Here is a 15,219-nt window from a genome sequence, read left to right as displayed (position 1 = left end):
TGCTAGTCGGTGTACTTCTTGCTGTAGAGGGTGACGGTGGTGCTGCTGGAGACGCGGACGCCGGCGGGCGGGATCTGGCGGACGACGACCCAGTTGCGGTCGATGAGGAGCTTGCGGCCGCGGCCCGTGGCGTCGCGCTCGGCGAGGTTGCGCAGGCCGCGCGACTGGAGCAGGTCCTGCGCCTTCTGGTGGTTCATCCCCACGACGTTCGGGACCGTGACCGTGCGGGAGGTGCTCCGGAAGGTGGTGTGGTGGTGGCGCCTGACGTGGCCTCCGCAGCCGGCGACCGTGAGGGCGGCCGTGGCGAGGACGATCGGGACGACGAGGGTACGAGAGGACAACGATGCTCCAGCTATCGGGATGGGGGGATTGGGACGGGATTGTGACGCAGTGGAGCCGTGCGGGGTTCCGCAGTGATCAGAATTCCTGCGCGGCCGGGCGCCAGGGCGCGTCCGGCCTGGTGGGACGCGCGTCCGCGGCGACCCGGAGCGCGTAGGCCGGGGTGTCCGCGGGGACGGGGCCCTCGTAGTGGTGGCCGGTCAGGTGGCACCACGCGGGCAGGTCGATCGGCGCGGCGGGGTCGGACGCCAGCAGGTGGACGAGCGTGCCCGGCGGCAGCCCCGCGAGGTGGGCGCGCAGTTCGAGCAGGAGCCTCACGCAGGACTTGTCGCCGCCGTCGATGACGACCGGTTCTTCCGTGGTCACGGGACTGCTTTCGCGGTGCGGTGCAGGGACGGTCCTTACTATCGTGCCGCGCCGGGCGGCGTCGAGGCCGTAGTACCGGCGGGTGGCGCGCGGGTGTCCGTTGATCATCCTGGAGGGTGACGTCGGGTGTCGCGGACGCTCGTAGCCTGGCGGGCATGCTCGCGTCCGACCAGGTCCCATCCGGCAGACACCCGGCGTCCGTCCGGACGGCGCTCGCCTTCCTGGCGGCCGCGCTGGTGGGCATGGGGGCCGGGGCGCTCACGTTCGGGCTGGAGCGGCTCGACGACGCCCCGCCCTGGACCGACTTCTGGCGCGGCCTGGCGCCTTGGGGCGTCGTCGCCGTGCTGGTCGGGGCGTCCTTCCCCGGACGGTGGCGCGCGGCGGCGGTCGCCGGGGCCATCACGCAACTGGGACTCGTCGCCGGCTACTACACGATCGAGTCGGTGTCCCTGGGGACGGTCTCCGGCGAACTCCTCAAGTACACCGTGGTCGGCGTGGTGGCCGGGCCGCTCTATGGATCGTCCGGTGCGGCGTTGCGCGGACGGCGCCGGGCGGTCCGGACGGTCGCGTCCGGCATCGTGGCCGCTCCCTGGCTGACGGACGGCAGCCGCACCTTTCTCGATGACGTGACCGACAGCGGTTCGGCGCTTGCCGTCGCTACAGGCGTGCTGCTGATCGGCGCCGTCCTCCCGTTCGCGCTGAACCACACGCTCGGCACCCGCCTGGCGGGCCTCGTGGCGGCGGTTCTGACCGCCTGGCTGCTGTTCACGATGCCGGTCACCTAGACCTGGATGACCGCGACGCCGGCGGCTCCGTCGAGCGGTGGGGAACGAGGTCCCCACCGCCCTGGCCCTTGCCTCCCGGCCCCTCGAACGGGGACTGCGGTCAGCGGAGGGAGCCTCGGAAGGCGGTGCGGTAGGTGATGAGGAGGCGGTTGCGGGCGCGTTCGGACAGGCCGTCGCCGCGCAGGCGGCCCAGCGGCGCGCCGGGCTGCGGTGGCGGGACGGAGCCGAAGCGCGCGTTCGCGGCGCGGTGCAGCGCGGCGCGTCCGCAGCGCAGCAGGACGCGCTGGTCGGCGGGCGCGATGCTCAGCAGCCACGCGGCCTCGGCCTCGCCGCAGCCTTCCGCGTCGGCGAGCAGCACCGGGAGGCGGTGCCGGAGCGGCATCTCCGCGAGCGCGGGCTGGAGGGCGTCCAGTACCGGGCCGTCCAGCGGGACGGGCGGGACGTCGTGCGCGAACGCGGCGTCCTCCGGATGCACGGCCACCTCCAGCGGCCAGCGGTTCCGGGCGGCCTCGACCACCAGGCGGAGCAGCCAGAGCCGGGCGGACGGGGTGCCGGGCGGCGGCGCGTTCTGGACGACGCCGAGCAGCGCCTCGCGCGCGAGCGTCTCGGCGCGTCCGGGCGCGGAGCCGACGATCTCCCGGGCGAGCCGGGACAGGCGCCCGCCGTAGGTGTCCACCAGCAGCAGGAATGATGCCTCGTCACCGGCGCGGGCCAGTTCGAGGGCGTTGTCCGAAGACCGGTCGGATGTGGGAGCCACCGGTCCTCCTTCCGTTTTCGACCGATGGGCACCGTATCTCACCTACACCACGGTGAGCATCCGAGCCCCTCCGTTCTGTCAGACCCTGCCGATAGCCTCGGTGGCCACCTATCACTTCGTTAGGGAGGCGAGACCGATGACGCAGACCGACCCCCAGGCGCCCCCGCTGGACGGCGTGTACACGCAGACCTTCGTCCCGCGCTACTACGAGATCGACGGCCAGGGCGTCATGTTCAACATGTGGTACCTCGGCTACGTGGACGCGGCGGTCGACGGGTTCTTCGAGGCGCGCGGCCTCCCGCACGCCGAATGGCTGGACGGGCTGGGTGTGCAGGCGCACGTCGCGCACGCCGAGATCGACTGGGCGTCCTCGGTCCGCTACACCGACCGTCCGGACGTGCTGATCAGTCCATCGCGCATCGGCGGCAAGAGTTTCACCTTGGATTTCGCCTTCCGACGGGACGGCGAGACCATCGCGACCGGGTGCGCCGTGTATGTGACGGTCGCCGCCGACGGCTCGGGCACCACGCCGCTGCCGGACGGGCTCGTGAAGGCCCTGGGGGAGGTGCGTCCGCTGCGTGCGGCGAAGCCCGCGTAGGGCCGTCCGGCCGGTCTGTCCAAGATCTTTCCGGGCCGCCCCGCCGGATGATCACACCCTGGAGATTCGAGGTGTGAGGACGGGGCGGCGCACGGTCGCTCAGGAGGGGGCCGCCCCGTCCAGCGGGGACGCCAAGGTCGGGCAGCGGCGTCAGGGGCCGACAGTGACGTCAAGGTCGGGCAGGGGCGTGAGGGCCGAGCGGGCGGGCAGGGACGTCAGGACAGGTGCACCGACGGGTCCAGGAACTCGTTGGTGACCAGCGCGTCCGGCGCGAGGCCGTCCGGGACCGGCTTGCCCGCGCGCGCCTGGAGCGGACGCAGCAGCCCGATCACCTTCGCCACCCGGGACGCGTCGAACGACCCGAGCACGCCGTTCGATCCGTCCCGCACGATCCCGTATTTCACCAGCTGGTCGTGCGCGAACGCGGCGTGCTCGGCGGTGTAGGCGGCCGTGGTGTTGAACCGCTTGACCGCGTCCACGATCACCTTGTTCGTGGCGGCCGGGTCGTGCATGTACTCGGCCGTCGCGCGCTGGAAGATGGGCACCAGCCGCTTCAGGCACGGCGCGAGCCTCGCCTTGTCCGCCGGACGGACCGCCACCGACTCGGGGTAGATCGCGTACCCCGTGTCGTTGATGAGCTGGAACGCGACGGGCTTGTGCCAGGCGGTCACCTCGTGCTCGTAGCTGTACGGCTCGTTCGTCACGTACCCCTGCTGCGCGACCTTCCCGCCGGACGCGACGAACCGCGCGGGCGAGCCATCATACGAGCCGTCCAGGTGGGACTTGTGCAGCTGCCCCGAGGCGGTCAGGTAGTCCATGAAGCTGACGCCGTTCGCGTACAGGACGGTCGCGCCGCTGCGTCCGATGTCGGCGATCGTCTTCCACTCCGGGTGCGCCTGCGGCGACCACATGATGATCTGCGGGTTGACGTCCATGGGCGAGAACACCGCCTGCAGGCGGTGCGTCCCGGCCTGCGCGACCTGCTCGTCCGTCGCGACCACGCCCAGCGTGATGGACGGGTCGGACGCCATCAGCGTCGACACCGGCTGGAACCCGGTGACCGGCCCGCCCGAGCGGATCTGGAACCTCACGCCGGTGTCGCGCCCGTCCACGGTGAGCGGCGCGGTCAGCGTCTTGTGCCCGGCGTCCACCTTCGGGGACGACCCGAGCAGGTGGTACAGCCCGCCGTGCTCGGCCTGCGGGTACCAGTTCATCTGGAGCGTGACCGTCGCCGGGCACACGCCGCGCAGCGCGTCGCGCCCGGTCGCGGCGGGCAGCGACCTCCCCGCCGCCTTGCCGCCGTCGCCGCCGTCCGAGCACGCGGCGAGCCCGGCCAGCAGCAGCGCCGCCAGCCCCGCCGCGACCGGCCCGCCCGTCCACCGTCGCGTCCGCCGCTCAGTCCTCATATCCCCAACCTCGTTCTCTCACGCTGTCCGCGTCTCAATGCCGTGCGCGTCCTCGACCGGCGTCGTACCTACGCGTCCGCGGGCCTCAACGGTCGTTGCCGTCCGTGCCGTGCAGGCGGGCCGTCCAGCGGGCGAGCAGGCCGAACGCCCAGAACACGGCGAGGCCGAGCAGGCTCGCGAGCAGCACCGCCGCGAACATCCGCTCCGACTCCAGCCGCGCCCGGTAGATGTTGATGAGGATGCCGAGGCCCGGCGATCCCTGCTGGTAGAAGTAGTCGCCGACGACCGCGCCGACCACGCTCAGCCCGGCCGAGATGCGCAGCCCGGTCACCATCGCCGGGAGGGCGGCGGGCAGCCGGAGCTTCAGCAGCCGCCGCAGCCGCCCGGCGCGGGCCAGGCGGAACACGTCCTCCAGCGTCCCGTCCGTCGAGCGCAGCCCGAACAGCGTGTTCGCGATGACCGGGAAGACCGCCACGAGCACGCACACCAGGACGCGGCTGGCCATCCCGAACCCGAACCAGAACCCGAGCAGCGGCACCAGGGCCAGCACCGGGACGGTCTGCAGCACCACCGCGTACGGGTACAGCGACCGCTCGACCCACCGCGCCTGGCTCATCAGGACGGCGAGACCGACGCCGACCGCCGTCGCGATCAGCAGCCCGAGCCCGGCGACCTCAGCCGTGCGGCCCAGCGCCGCGAACAACTCGGCGCGATTGTCGCGGTCCAGGAACCCGACGCGGACGACCGCGTCCGGCGGCGGCAGCAGGAAGCGCCGCTCGGGACTGAGTACCCAGTCGCTGACCCCGTACCAGCCGCCGACCGCCAACAACAACACGACCAGCGGCGGCAACCAACTCCCGACCCGCAACCGCCCGCGCGCACCACCCGCCCGCCGCAGCGCGCGCGAGCGCCCAGGACCAACCATCTCGCCACGCTCCACGCGCGGCCGGTCCCGGTCGGCTGTCTCGCGGAGCGGCACACCCGAGCGCTTCTGCTCGGCCACGTGGTGGGGTGGGACGCCCGGGTCGTTCTGGTCGGGCAGTTCGGGCTGGTGGTGCGGCATGTCAGGCGGCCTCCGCCATGCCGCGGTACAGGCGTCCGGTGAGGTCGGCGACGAGTTCGGCGAACTCGGGGGTCGTGCGCAGCGACCGCTCGCGCGGGTGCGGGAACGGGACCTCCACGCGCGCGACCACCCGGCCCGGACGCGCCGACATCACCAGCACCGTGGACGACAGGAACACCGCTTCCGCGACCGAGTGCGTCACCAGGACGGCGGGACGCGGCCGGGCGGCGAGCAGCGTGGCCAGCTCGTCCCCGAGACCGGCGCGGGTGATCTCGTCGAGCGCGCCGAACGGCTCGTCCAGCAGCAGCGCGTCGGGATCGTCGGCGAGCGTGCGGGCGAGCGACACCCGCATCCGCATCCCGCCCGACAGCGCGGCCGGCCGGTGCCGCGCGAACGCGCTCAGCCCGACCAGCTCGATCGCCTGACCCGCCCGCTCGCGGCGTTCGGCGCGCGGGACGCCGCGCAGCTCCATCAGCAGCTCGACGTTGCCGCGGACGCTGCGCCACGGCAGCAGCGCCGCGTCCTGGAAGACGTAGCCGATCCGCTCGGCCGTGCTCCGAACGGTGCCGGACGTGGGGGAGTCGAGCCCGGCGGCGATCCGCAGCAGCGTGCTCTTGCCGCACCCGGACGGCCCCACGATCCCGACCAGCCCGCCGTCCTCGACCGCGAGGTCGACGCCGGCGAGCGCCTCGGTGCCGTCGTCGTAGACCTTGCCCACGCCGGTCAGCGCGAGGCGGGGCCCGCCGTCTCCGGCCGGCGCGTTCCGCTCGGTCATGTCAGGACGAAGGGGAGGAACCGGTGCACAGCTGGGAGCGTACCGCCCCGCCGTCCCCGCCCACGTCGTCGGCATCGGCGCGCGGTCAGTGGGTGGGGTCGCGGTCAGTGCGTGGGGTCGCGGTCGTCGATGTCCAGGACGTAGCCGCGGCCCCAGGCGGTGCGGATGGTGAGGCCGAGGGGGCGCAGCCGCCGCCGGATCCGCTTGATGTGCAGGTCCAGCGCGTTGCGGCTGGCCTCGCGGCCGTCCTCGGACAGGTGCGCCCGCAGCTCCTCGCGGGCCGCGATCCGGCCGAACCGCTTGATCAGCAGCTGCAGCAGCCGGGCCTCGCTGGGGGAGACGGCCACGCTGCGCCGGCCGTGCCGCAGGATGCCGTCCTGGTCGAGCTGCGGGCGCGTCCCGCCGCCGCCGCGCGCCCGCAGCGCCGCGATGCGGGCCTGGAAGTCGCGGTTGGTGGCGGGCATCCGGATCCAGTCCTCCCGGATGTCCGCGCAGATCGGCGGCTCGTGGTCGCGCTCGACGACGAGCAGCCGCAGCAGCCCGTGCGCCCGGCACAGCTCGCGCCGGTCGGACTCGGCGGGCCAGCGCAGAATGTTGACATCGCGTTTGAGGGAGAACTGCTGCATTTCCACTGTCACCGGGGGGAGTGGACGGTCGGAGAGTAAAGAGCCGTTTAACCTGCGCGTCGTACGTGGCGGGGGGTGCACTGGTCCGCGCCGACCTCCCTCACTGAACAGCGACCACAGCGACCAGACGTTATGGAAACCCATGATCGCCTAGGCCGCAAGCCACGTCGAGATGTGATGTGGATCACGTGGACATGACACGGTCCGCTCGCAATTTTGACGATTCTGTTAAACGACCTGCACGAACGGTGCCGCCAGTTCTGTCGCGGGCGGCGGAGAAAAACAACGGACCGGGCGCGCCGACGCGAAGTCGGCACGCCCGGCCCGTGAGTGGGACGAGGCGGAGGGGGCTACTTGGCGAGTGCGTTCAGGAGGCGGTTGACCGGGCTCGCGAGGTTCCAGGTATCCGAGAGTTCGAGCAGGGACTCCGGATCGCGGGCGGCCGACGGCAGCCGGTCGTCGAGGGCCTTCAGCTCCGGAGCGTCGATGTCGGTGACGACCTTCACCACCGACGGCGCGGCGGCCAGGTAGTCGCGGGCGGCGTCGAGGCGGCGCTTGGAGCCCGCGGGGAAGCCCTCGTCCGAGCCGGAGTCGAGCGCGGCGAGGATGCCGTCCACCGACCCGAACCGCGTGACCAGCGCCGCGGCCGTCTTGTCGCCGACGCCCGGCACGCCCGGCAGGCCGTCGCTGGGGTCGCCGCGCAGCGTGGCGTACTCGCCGTAGCCGCGGCCCGGAATGCCGTACTTGGCCGACACGGCCGCCTCGTCCATCACCTGGAGGTTGCGGATGCCGCGCGCGGTGTAGAGCACCTCGACCGGCGCGCGGTCGTCCACGAGCTGGAACAGGTCGCGGTCGCCGGTGACGATGTCGACCGGGCCGTCCTTCGCGCCGCGCACGGCCAGCGTGCCGATCACGTCGTCGGCCTCGTAGCCGGGCACCCCGGCGCGCGCCAGCCCGACCGCGTCGAGCACCGCGTCGATCACCGGGAGCTGCGCGGCCAGCGCGTCCGGCACCTGGTCGCCGCCGTCGTCCGCCACCCGGTGCGCCTTGTAGGACGGCAGCGCCTTCACCCGGAACTCCGGCCGCCAGTCGGCGTCGAAGGTGCACACCAGCCGCTCGGGCGAACGGTCCCGGACGAGCGTCGCGATCATGTCGATCAGCCCGCGCACCGCGTTCACCGGCGTGCCGTCCGGCGCCTTGACGCTCTCCGGCACCCCGAAGAAGGCCCGGAAGTACAACGACGGCGTGTCCAGCAGCATCAGCCCGCTCATGCCCGCCATCGTGCCACGCCGGTCGGACGGTTCAGGTGACCCCAGCGCGAGTCGGACGGTTCACGTCACCCGCCGCGCGAGTCGGGCGGTCAACGTGACCCCGGCGTGGCTCGGACGGCGAACGTGACCCCAGCGTGCCTCGGACGGTCACGAGACCAGCGGCGCGAGGCGGACGGTCAACGTGACCCCGGCGTGGCTCGGACGGTCAACGTGACCCCAGCGTGGCTCGGACGGTCACGAGACCAGCAGCGCGGGGCGGACGGTCCAGCTGCCCTGCAGCGTGTCTCGGACGTTCAGGTGACTCGCAGCGCGAGCAGGCAGGTGTCGTCGTTGGGGTTGGCGGCGCCGAGGGCGGTCAGGACGTGCTCGATCAGCTCGTCCGGCTCGGCTTCCGGACGCTCCTGGACGGCGTCCCGAAGCAGTCCGAAACCCTCCGTCAGGTCCCGGTCGCGCCGCTCCACGAGCCCGTCGGTGTACAGGAGCAGCAGGTCGCCGCGCTCCATCTTCAGCGTCGCCAGCTCCAGCGGCGGATCGTCCAGCGCGCCGAGCAGCACGCCGTCCGGGCCGTCCAGCAGCTCGGCACGGCCCGCGCGCAGCAGCACCGGCGGCGGATGCCCGGCCCGCGCCCAGTCCAGCTCGCGCGTCTCCGGCCGGAACCGGGCCGCGATCACGCTCGCCGTCAGCGACCGGCGGCGGTGCATCACCAGCCGGTTCAGCCACCGCAGCAGCTGGTGCGGGGGAGCGCCGGTGCAGGACAGCCCGGACAGCGCGTTCCGCAGCCGCGCCATCGCCGCCGCAGCGGCCAGCCCGTGCCCCGACACGTCCCCGACGGCCAGGAACACCTCGTCGTCCGACAGCGCCGTCGCCTCGTACCAGTCGCCGCCGACGCGCGTCTGCGACTGCGCGGGCAGGTACCGGACGGCCACCCGCACACCGGGCAGCGTCCGCGGGCCTCGCGGCAGCGGCAGGATCGCCCGCTGGAGCTCCACCGCGATGTGCCGCTCCTCGGCGATCCGCTGCCGCTCGCGCTGGAGCTGCTGCCGGGTCGCCGCGAGCACCTCGTCCGAGCGGCGGCGCTGCGACACGTCCTGGAACACCGTGTGCAGCGCGACCGGCCCGCCCAGCGGGTCCAGGATCGGCTCGGCCATCACCCGCAGGTGCCGGACGTCCGCGCCGACCCTGATCCGCAGCTCCACGTCCGCGGGCTCGCGGCGGCCGAGCAGCGTGCGCATCATGTGCTCGGCGCGCGGCAGGTCCTCCGGGACGACGCACTCGGCGAGCCGCGCGGGCGGCAGCGGGCCCGCCGCCCGGGACCGGCCGAAGATCGTGTACAGCTGGTCCGACCAGGCCACCTCGCCGGTCGTCAGGTCCCACCGGGACCAGCCGAGGTTCCCCAGCCGCTGCGCCTGCGCCAGCTGCGCGGCCAGGTCCGCCGAGTCGCCGTGGAACTGCCAGGACGCCAGCACCCCGCCGCCGACCCGCGCCGCCCGCACGGTGAGCGTCGTCGGCACCCTCGGCCCGCCGCCGTTCAGCGCGGTGTACGGGCGCGGACCCACGCGCAGCGGGACGCCGGTCTCCAGCACCCGGACGTAGTCGGCGAACAGCCCGGCGACCGCCAGCCCCGGGTAGGTCTCCAGCAGCCGCGCCCCGACGATCTCCGCCGGGCGGCGGCCGGGCAGGTCGGTCGCCTCCGAGTTCACCGCGTCCACCTGGAAGTCGACCACCCGCCCGGACGCGTCGCGCACCGGCGACATCAGCGCGGACGGCGTCTGGATCGCGTCCAGCACGGCCCGCAGCCACGGCGCCCCCGCCGCGTCGCCCGCCGCGGGCGCCAGCTCCGCCAGCCGCCGCGCGCACGCCGCCGCCACCGACCGGACGTAGTGGCGCGCGCCCTCGTCCAGGGCCGTCCCGGGCGTCCAGGCGACCTCGACCGCCCCGACGACGCGTCCGCGGACGGTCAGCGGCAGGCACGAGTGCGGCCCCGGCAGCCGCGCCGCCGCCCCGACCAGCGCGACCACCGCGGGATCGGCTTTCCACAACGGCGCTCCGCCGCGCACCGCCCGGATCTGCCCGACGTTCCCGTGCGGCGGGATGCGCGCCCACTCGCTGACCACGTGCGCGGGCAGCCCGTGCGCCCCCGCGACGCGCAGCGCGCCGTCCGGCTCCAGGCAGGTCAGCAGCACCATTTTCGCTCCCAGCCAGCCGAGCGCCTCCTCGGCCAGCCGCCGCGCCAGCTCGTCCCCGCTACGCGCCTCCGCGAACGCCGCCGCCGCCAGATGCCGAGCCGCCCCCAACGCCGCCGGCAACGCGTCGGCACTCCCCACGCGCCCCGCCGCGCCGACCGCAACAGCAGAACCCACCCCGTCCGCCGCGGAAGCCGCGCCTGATGCGTCCCCGACCAAGTTCGGCGTGCCTACAGCCGCGTCGGCGGGGCCCATCGCGTCCGACGCGGGAGCCGCGCTTTCCGTTGCGTCCTCCACCAGGCTCGGTGTGCCTACAGCCGTGCCGACGGGGCCCACCGCGTCCGGTACGGAAGCCGCGCTTTCCGTTGCGTCCGGTACCTGGGTCGGCGTGCCTGCTGTGGACGTCGCGTCCGCGCGTGTGCTCGTGTCGGACGGGGGTGTGGGGTGCGGTAGCTGGGGCGCTGTGCTGGACGAGGCGTCCTGCGCGGGTGAGAGGTAGGTGGCGGGGTCGAAGACGGCGTCGGCCGGACGGTCCGGGATGTCGACGACGTCCACGTCTGTGCCCAGGAGGAGGGCCGCGGCGACGGGGGCCTCGACACCGCTGTCGGAGGCCAGGCGCAGGAGGCGTTCGTAGGCGGTCTCGACCCCGCAGCCGAGGCGCTCGGCGAGGAGGCCCTTCGCCTGCTCGACGACCGTGCGGGAGCGCAGCTCGCGGCGCTGTGCGTCCAGCTCGGCGCGCAGGCGTTCGACGACGACGATGAGTTCCGCGCCGGACTGAGCCCGTTCCGTCCCTTCCGCCCGTTGTGCCTGTTCGGGCGTGGCGGGTCCGGGGCCGGGAGCGGCAGCGGGAACGGGCCCGGCGGGGCCGGGTGGCCCGGGTGGGCCCGCGCGCTGAGGCTGGTGCGTCACCGGAACTCCCGTCGGGGTCAGGCCCGGCGGCTCGGGGACGGCGAGGGCAGCCCGGCGCGACGGCGGACCGGGACTCCTGCGATCCTGGAGCGGTATCCGGACATGGCGTGCCAGTGTCGGAGCATGTACAGAATGTAACAGGGGCCGGTTTAGCGGGAAGGAGGAAGCGGGTTTTCGGTGCCGCCACCGCGCGCGCACGAGACCTTGCGACCAGCATGAACACGGATGTGACAAGGGCGTTGTATCCGCGCGAGCGCGTCCAGGTGGTGCAGGAGGCGACCGCGAAGGCGGGCCTGTCCGCGCTGCTGCTGACGCCTGGGCCGGACCTGCGGTACGTCAGCGGCTACGACGCGCTGCCGCTGGAGCGGCTGACCTGCCTGGCGGTGCCCGCGGAGGGCGAGCCGTTCCTGGTGGTGCCGCGGCTGGAGCTGCCCGCCGCGCAGGAGTCGCCCGCGGGCGAGCTCGGCGTGGAGCTCGTCCCGTGGGACGAGACGGACGACCCGTACGCGCTGGTCGCGCGGCGGCTCGGCGCGTCCGGCGGGAAGGTCGGGCTGGCCGACCGGATGTGGGCGATGATGACGCTGCGGTTCCGCGACGCGATGCCGGGCGCGGAGCAGGTGCTCGCCGGGACCGTCCTGCGCGAGCTGCGGATGCGCAAGTCCGCCGCCGAGGTCGCGGCGCTGCGCGAGGCGGGCGAGGCGATCGACCGGGTGCACCGCCGGGTGCCGGAGTTCCTGCGTCCGGGACGCACCGAGCGCGAGGTCGGCCGCGACATCCACGACGCGATCCTGGAGGAGGGCCACTCGACGGTCGACTTCATCATCGTCGGGTCCGGCCCGAACGGCGCGAACCCGCACGCCGAGCTGTCCGACCGGGTCATCGCGGCGGGCGAGCCGATCGTGGTGGACATCGGCGGCCAGATGCCGAGCGGGTACTGCTCCGACTCCACCCGCACCTACTGCATCGGCGAGGCGCCCGCCGACTTCCGGGCGTACTACGCGGTGCTGGAGGAGGCGCAGCGCGTCGCCTGCGACACCGTCAGCCCCGGCGTGACGCCCGAGGCGGTGGACGCCGCCGCGCGCGACCTCATCACCGGAGCCGGGTACGGCGAGTACTTCATCCACCGCACCGGGCACGGCATCGGGCTGGAGACGCACGAGGAGCCGTACATCGTCGCGGGCAACACCGAGCCGCTGGAGCCGGGCATGGCGTTCTCGGTCGAACCGGGCATCTACCCGGGCGAGCACGGCGCGCGCATCGAGGACATCGTGGTGTGCACCGAGGACGGTTACGCGTCCATGAACAACACGAGCCACAGCCTGGTCGTCGTCGGCTGACAAAGCCCAGGCAGACCTCCGAACCGCCGAGGGCGGGTCCGCGCAGCGGGCCCGCCCTCGTTCGTGAAAAGCCGTATAACGATCTCCATACCAAAGCGGAACGCACGCCTCCCGCCTGTTGCGCTCGCGTGGCGTGTCCATGTACCTCCTAGGAGCATCCGGCGGGGTTTACAGCGGAGTAACACAGGACGCCGGGCCGTGGCCGGCCCGCAGAGGGAGGAGAGACCGTGGCAGAGGTCGCCCTGCGGGGGGTCGGGAAGGTCTACGCGGACGGAACCCGCGCCGTGACCGACCTCGACCTCGACATCGCCGACGGCGAGTTCCTGGTGCTGGTCGGGCCGTCCGGCTGCGGCAAGACCACCGCGCTGCGGATGCTCGCGGGCCTGGAGGAGATCTCCGAGGGCGAGATCGCGATCGGCGAGCGCGTGGTGAACCGGGTGCCGTCCCGGGACCGCGACGTCGCGATGGTGTTCCAGAGCTACGCGCTCTACCCGCACCTGTCGGTCCGCGACAACATCGGCTTCGGGCTGTCGCTGCGCAAGGTCCCCAAGGCGGAGATCCGCAAGCAGGTGGACCGGGCCGCCGAGATCCTCGGGCTCAGCGAGTACCTCGACAAGAAGCCGCGCAACCTGTCCGGAGGGCAGCGCCAGCGGGTCGCGATGGGCCGCGCGATCGTCCGGCAGCCGCAGGCGTTCCTGATGGACGAGCCGCTGTCGAACCTGGACGCCAAGCTGCGCGTCCAGATGCGCGCCGAGATCGCCCGCATCCAGCGCGACCTCGGCGTCACGACCGTCTACGTCACGCACGACCAGACCGAGGCGATGACGCTCGGCGACCGGGTCGCGGTGATGAAGAAGGGCGTCCTGCAGCAGGTCGCGCCGCCGCAGGAGCTCTACGACCGGCCCGCGAACCTGTTCGTCGCGGGCTTCATCGGCTCGCCGGCGATGAACCTGCTGAAGGGTTCGCTGTCCGGTGACGAGGGCGCCGCGCGGCTGACCGTCGGCGGGCAGGACCTCGATCTCCCCGCGTCGGTGCTGGAGGGGCGTCCGGCGCTGCGCGGGTACTTCGGCAAGGACCTCGTGGTCGGGATCCGGCCCGAGGACATGGAGGACGCCGCGCTCGTCGGCGCCGACGGCGGCGCCACCGCCACGGCCGGCGGGGGCGGCACCCTCGTCTCCGCCGCCGACCTGGTGGAGGCGATGGGCTCCGACGTGCTGGTGCACTTCAACGTCGAGGCGGCCCAGGTGGTCACCGACGACACGCGGGAGCTGGCGCGGGACGCGGGCACCGACGTGCTCGGCGCGCTGGAGGGCCCGCACACCGACCTCGTCGCGCGGTTCAGCCCGCGCACCGCGGTCAAGGCCGGCGACCCGGTGACGGTGCATGTCGACACCGGACGCCTGCACTTCTTCGATATCGAGTCCGGCTCCGCGATCTGGGGCGGGGACGCCGGTTCGTCCAGGGAGGATGAGGAATGAGGACTGGCAGGCGGGTCATCAGCGCCGCGGTCGTCGCGGGTCTGGCGCTCTCGGCGGCGGCAGCGTGCGGCGGCGGCGACAAGAAGAAGGACGACGGCGGCTCGACGCAGGGCAGCGCGCTCAAGGGCGTCAAGATCGAGGTCGCGGCCAAGTGGACGGGCACGGAGGAGCAGAACTTCCGCGAGGTCCTGAAGGCGTTCGAGAAGAAGACCGGCGCGACGGTGTCCTACGCGTCCACCGGTGAGAACACCGACGCCTACCTCGGCCCGCGCATCGCGGCCAAGAACCCCCCGGACATCGCGATCCTGCCGCAGCCGGGCCTGCTGCAGCAGTACGCGGCCAAGGGCAGCCTCAAGCCGCTGACGCCGGACGTGGTCAGCGAGATCGACGCGAACTTCTCGCCGTACTGGAAGAACCTTGCCTCGGCCAAGGGCCAGACCTACGGCGTGCTCGCCAAGGCCGCCTACAAGTCGATCATCTGGTACCGGCCGAAGGTGCTGCAGGACGCGGGCGTGAACCCGCCGCAGTCCTTCGACGAGCTGGTCAAGGCCGCCGGGACGCTGCAGGACGCGGGCCAGACCCCGTTCACCGTCGCGGGCGCCTCGTCCGACTCCTGGACGCTGACCGACTGGTTCGAGAACGTCTACCTGTCGCAGGCCGGTCCGGACAACTACGACAAGCTCGCCAAGCACGAGATCAAGTGGACGGACCCGACCGTCGCGACGGCGCTGCAGACCCTGGGGAAGATCTGGGGCAAGCCGGAGTGGATGGCGGGCGGCCTGGCCACCGCGACCAAGACCAAGTTCGACGAGTCGGTCACGCAGGTGTTCGGCCAGCAGAAGGCCGCGATGGTCTACGGCGGCGACTTCGCCGCGGCCAACATCTCCACGACCAAGTCGAAGGTCGGCACCGACGCGCAGGTGTTCCCCTTCCCGAAGGCGGGCAACACCGCCCCGGCCGTCCTCGGCGGTGACGTCGCGGTCGCGCTGAAGGACAGCAAGGGCGCGATGGAGTTCATGAAGTACCTGGCGTCGCCGGACGCGGGCAAGACCTGGGCGAAGATCGGCGGCTACCTGTCGCCGAACAAGAACGTCGGCCCGGACGCCTACTCCGACCCGGTCGCCAAGCAGCTGATCGAGGCCATGCAGAAGGCCGGCGACTCGGCCCGCTACGACATGTCCGACCTGGCCCCGGCCGCGTTCGGCGGCACGCCCGGCTCCGGCGAGTGGGAGGCGCTGCGCGGCTTCCTGCAGAAGCCGTCCGACGTCAAGGGCGCCCAGGACAAGCTGGAGTCCGAGGCCGCGAAGGCCTTCAAGAGCTAGGACG

General features: G+C 73.0%; 14 protein-coding genes. 5 read left to right on the top strand and 9 right to left on the bottom strand.

Features of this window, described 5'->3' with window-relative positions; genetic code table 11:
- Positions 1–2: 2 nt before the first annotated feature.
- Together FHU30_RS40090 and FHU30_RS40085 are read right to left on the bottom strand one after the other, a co-directional pair.
- A complete protein-coding gene (locus FHU30_RS40090; RefSeq protein WP_253882940.1) occupies positions 3–341 on the bottom strand; it encodes a PASTA domain-containing protein in 339 nt (112 codons plus the stop codon).
- Positions 342–417: 76 nt separating this feature from the next.
- A complete protein-coding gene (locus FHU30_RS40085; RefSeq protein WP_253882939.1) occupies positions 418–705 on the bottom strand; it encodes a sulfurtransferase TusA family protein in 288 nt (95 codons plus the stop codon).
- A gap of 155 nt (positions 706–860) precedes the next feature.
- On the opposite strand from FHU30_RS40085, the gene FHU30_RS40080 reads away from it, so the two are divergent.
- Positions 861–1,490 (top strand): DUF6518 family protein, encoded by a 630-nt coding sequence (locus FHU30_RS40080; protein ID WP_253882938.1) that lies wholly within the window; start codon positions 861–863, stop codon positions 1,488–1,490.
- A 100-nt stretch (positions 1,491–1,590) separates the two neighbouring features.
- Here the strand turns inward: FHU30_RS40080 and FHU30_RS40075 are convergent, their stop codons facing one another.
- The gene (locus FHU30_RS40075) at positions 1,591–2,247 is read right to left on the bottom strand and encodes an RNA polymerase sigma factor (RefSeq protein ID WP_253882937.1); all 657 of its coding nucleotides are present in this window, start codon (positions 2,245–2,247) and stop codon (positions 1,591–1,593) included.
- 136 nt (positions 2,248–2,383) lie between these two features.
- On the opposite strand from FHU30_RS40075, the gene FHU30_RS40070 reads away from it, so the two are divergent.
- Positions 2,384–2,845 (top strand): acyl-CoA thioesterase, encoded by a 462-nt coding sequence (locus tag FHU30_RS40070; RefSeq protein ID WP_253882936.1) that lies wholly within the window; start codon positions 2,384–2,386, stop codon positions 2,843–2,845.
- A gap of 215 nt (positions 2,846–3,060) precedes the next feature.
- Here FHU30_RS40070 and FHU30_RS40065 read toward each other — a convergent pair whose 3' ends face one another.
- The 6 genes from FHU30_RS40065 to FHU30_RS40040 form a co-directional block, all read right to left on the bottom strand.
- A complete protein-coding gene (locus tag FHU30_RS40065) occupies positions 3,061–4,251 on the bottom strand; it encodes a nitrate ABC transporter substrate-binding protein (protein WP_253882935.1) in 1,191 nt (396 codons plus the stop codon).
- Positions 4,252–4,336: 85 nt separating this feature from the next.
- Positions 4,337–5,314, bottom strand: coding sequence for an ABC transporter permease (locus FHU30_RS40060; protein WP_253882934.1), 978 nt, complete (start codon positions 5,312–5,314; stop codon positions 4,337–4,339).
- A 1-nt stretch (position 5,315) separates the two neighbouring features.
- Positions 5,316–6,089, bottom strand: a complete 774-nt coding sequence (locus FHU30_RS40055; RefSeq protein WP_253882933.1) for an ABC transporter ATP-binding protein — start codon at positions 6,087–6,089, stop codon at positions 5,316–5,318.
- A 104-nt stretch (positions 6,090–6,193) separates the two neighbouring features.
- The gene (locus FHU30_RS40050; RefSeq protein WP_253882932.1) at positions 6,194–6,727 is read right to left on the bottom strand and encodes a helix-turn-helix domain-containing protein; all 534 of its coding nucleotides are present in this window, start codon (positions 6,725–6,727) and stop codon (positions 6,194–6,196) included.
- 338 nt (positions 6,728–7,065) lie between these two features.
- On the bottom strand, positions 7,066–7,986 hold the full coding sequence (locus FHU30_RS40045; protein WP_253882931.1) for a 5'-3' exonuclease: 921 nt from the start codon (positions 7,984–7,986) through the stop codon (positions 7,066–7,068).
- Positions 7,987–8,279: 293 nt separating this feature from the next.
- A complete protein-coding gene (locus tag FHU30_RS40040; RefSeq protein ID WP_253882930.1) occupies positions 8,280–11,078 on the bottom strand; it encodes a SpoIIE family protein phosphatase in 2,799 nt (932 codons plus the stop codon).
- A gap of 227 nt (positions 11,079–11,305) precedes the next feature.
- On the opposite strand from FHU30_RS40040, the gene FHU30_RS40035 reads away from it, so the two are divergent.
- The 3 genes from FHU30_RS40035 (at position 11,306) to FHU30_RS40025 (ending at position 15,215) form a co-directional block, all read left to right on the top strand.
- Entirely contained in the window at positions 11,306–12,415 is a 1,110-nt protein-coding gene (locus tag FHU30_RS40035) for a M24 family metallopeptidase (RefSeq protein ID WP_253882929.1), read from the top strand.
- A gap of 227 nt (positions 12,416–12,642) precedes the next feature.
- Positions 12,643–13,893: an ABC transporter ATP-binding protein gene (locus FHU30_RS40030; RefSeq protein ID WP_253882928.1), complete on the top strand. Its 1,251-nt coding sequence runs from the start codon at positions 12,643–12,645 to the stop codon at positions 13,891–13,893.
- Positions 13,890–15,215 carry an ABC transporter substrate-binding protein gene (locus tag FHU30_RS40025; protein WP_253882927.1) on the top strand — a complete coding sequence of 442 codons (1,326 nt, stop codon included), beginning with the start codon at positions 13,890–13,892 and terminating at the stop codon, positions 15,213–15,215. Before FHU30_RS40030 ends, FHU30_RS40025 begins: the two co-directional genes overlap by 4 nt.
- Positions 15,216–15,219 lie beyond the last annotated feature (4 nt).

The organism is Actinomadura rupiterrae, assembly GCF_024172125.1.
Taxonomy (GTDB): Bacteria; Actinomycetota; Actinomycetes; order Streptosporangiales; family Streptosporangiaceae; genus Spirillospora; species Spirillospora rupiterrae.
This window is presented reverse-complemented; position numbering and strand designations above follow the sequence as displayed.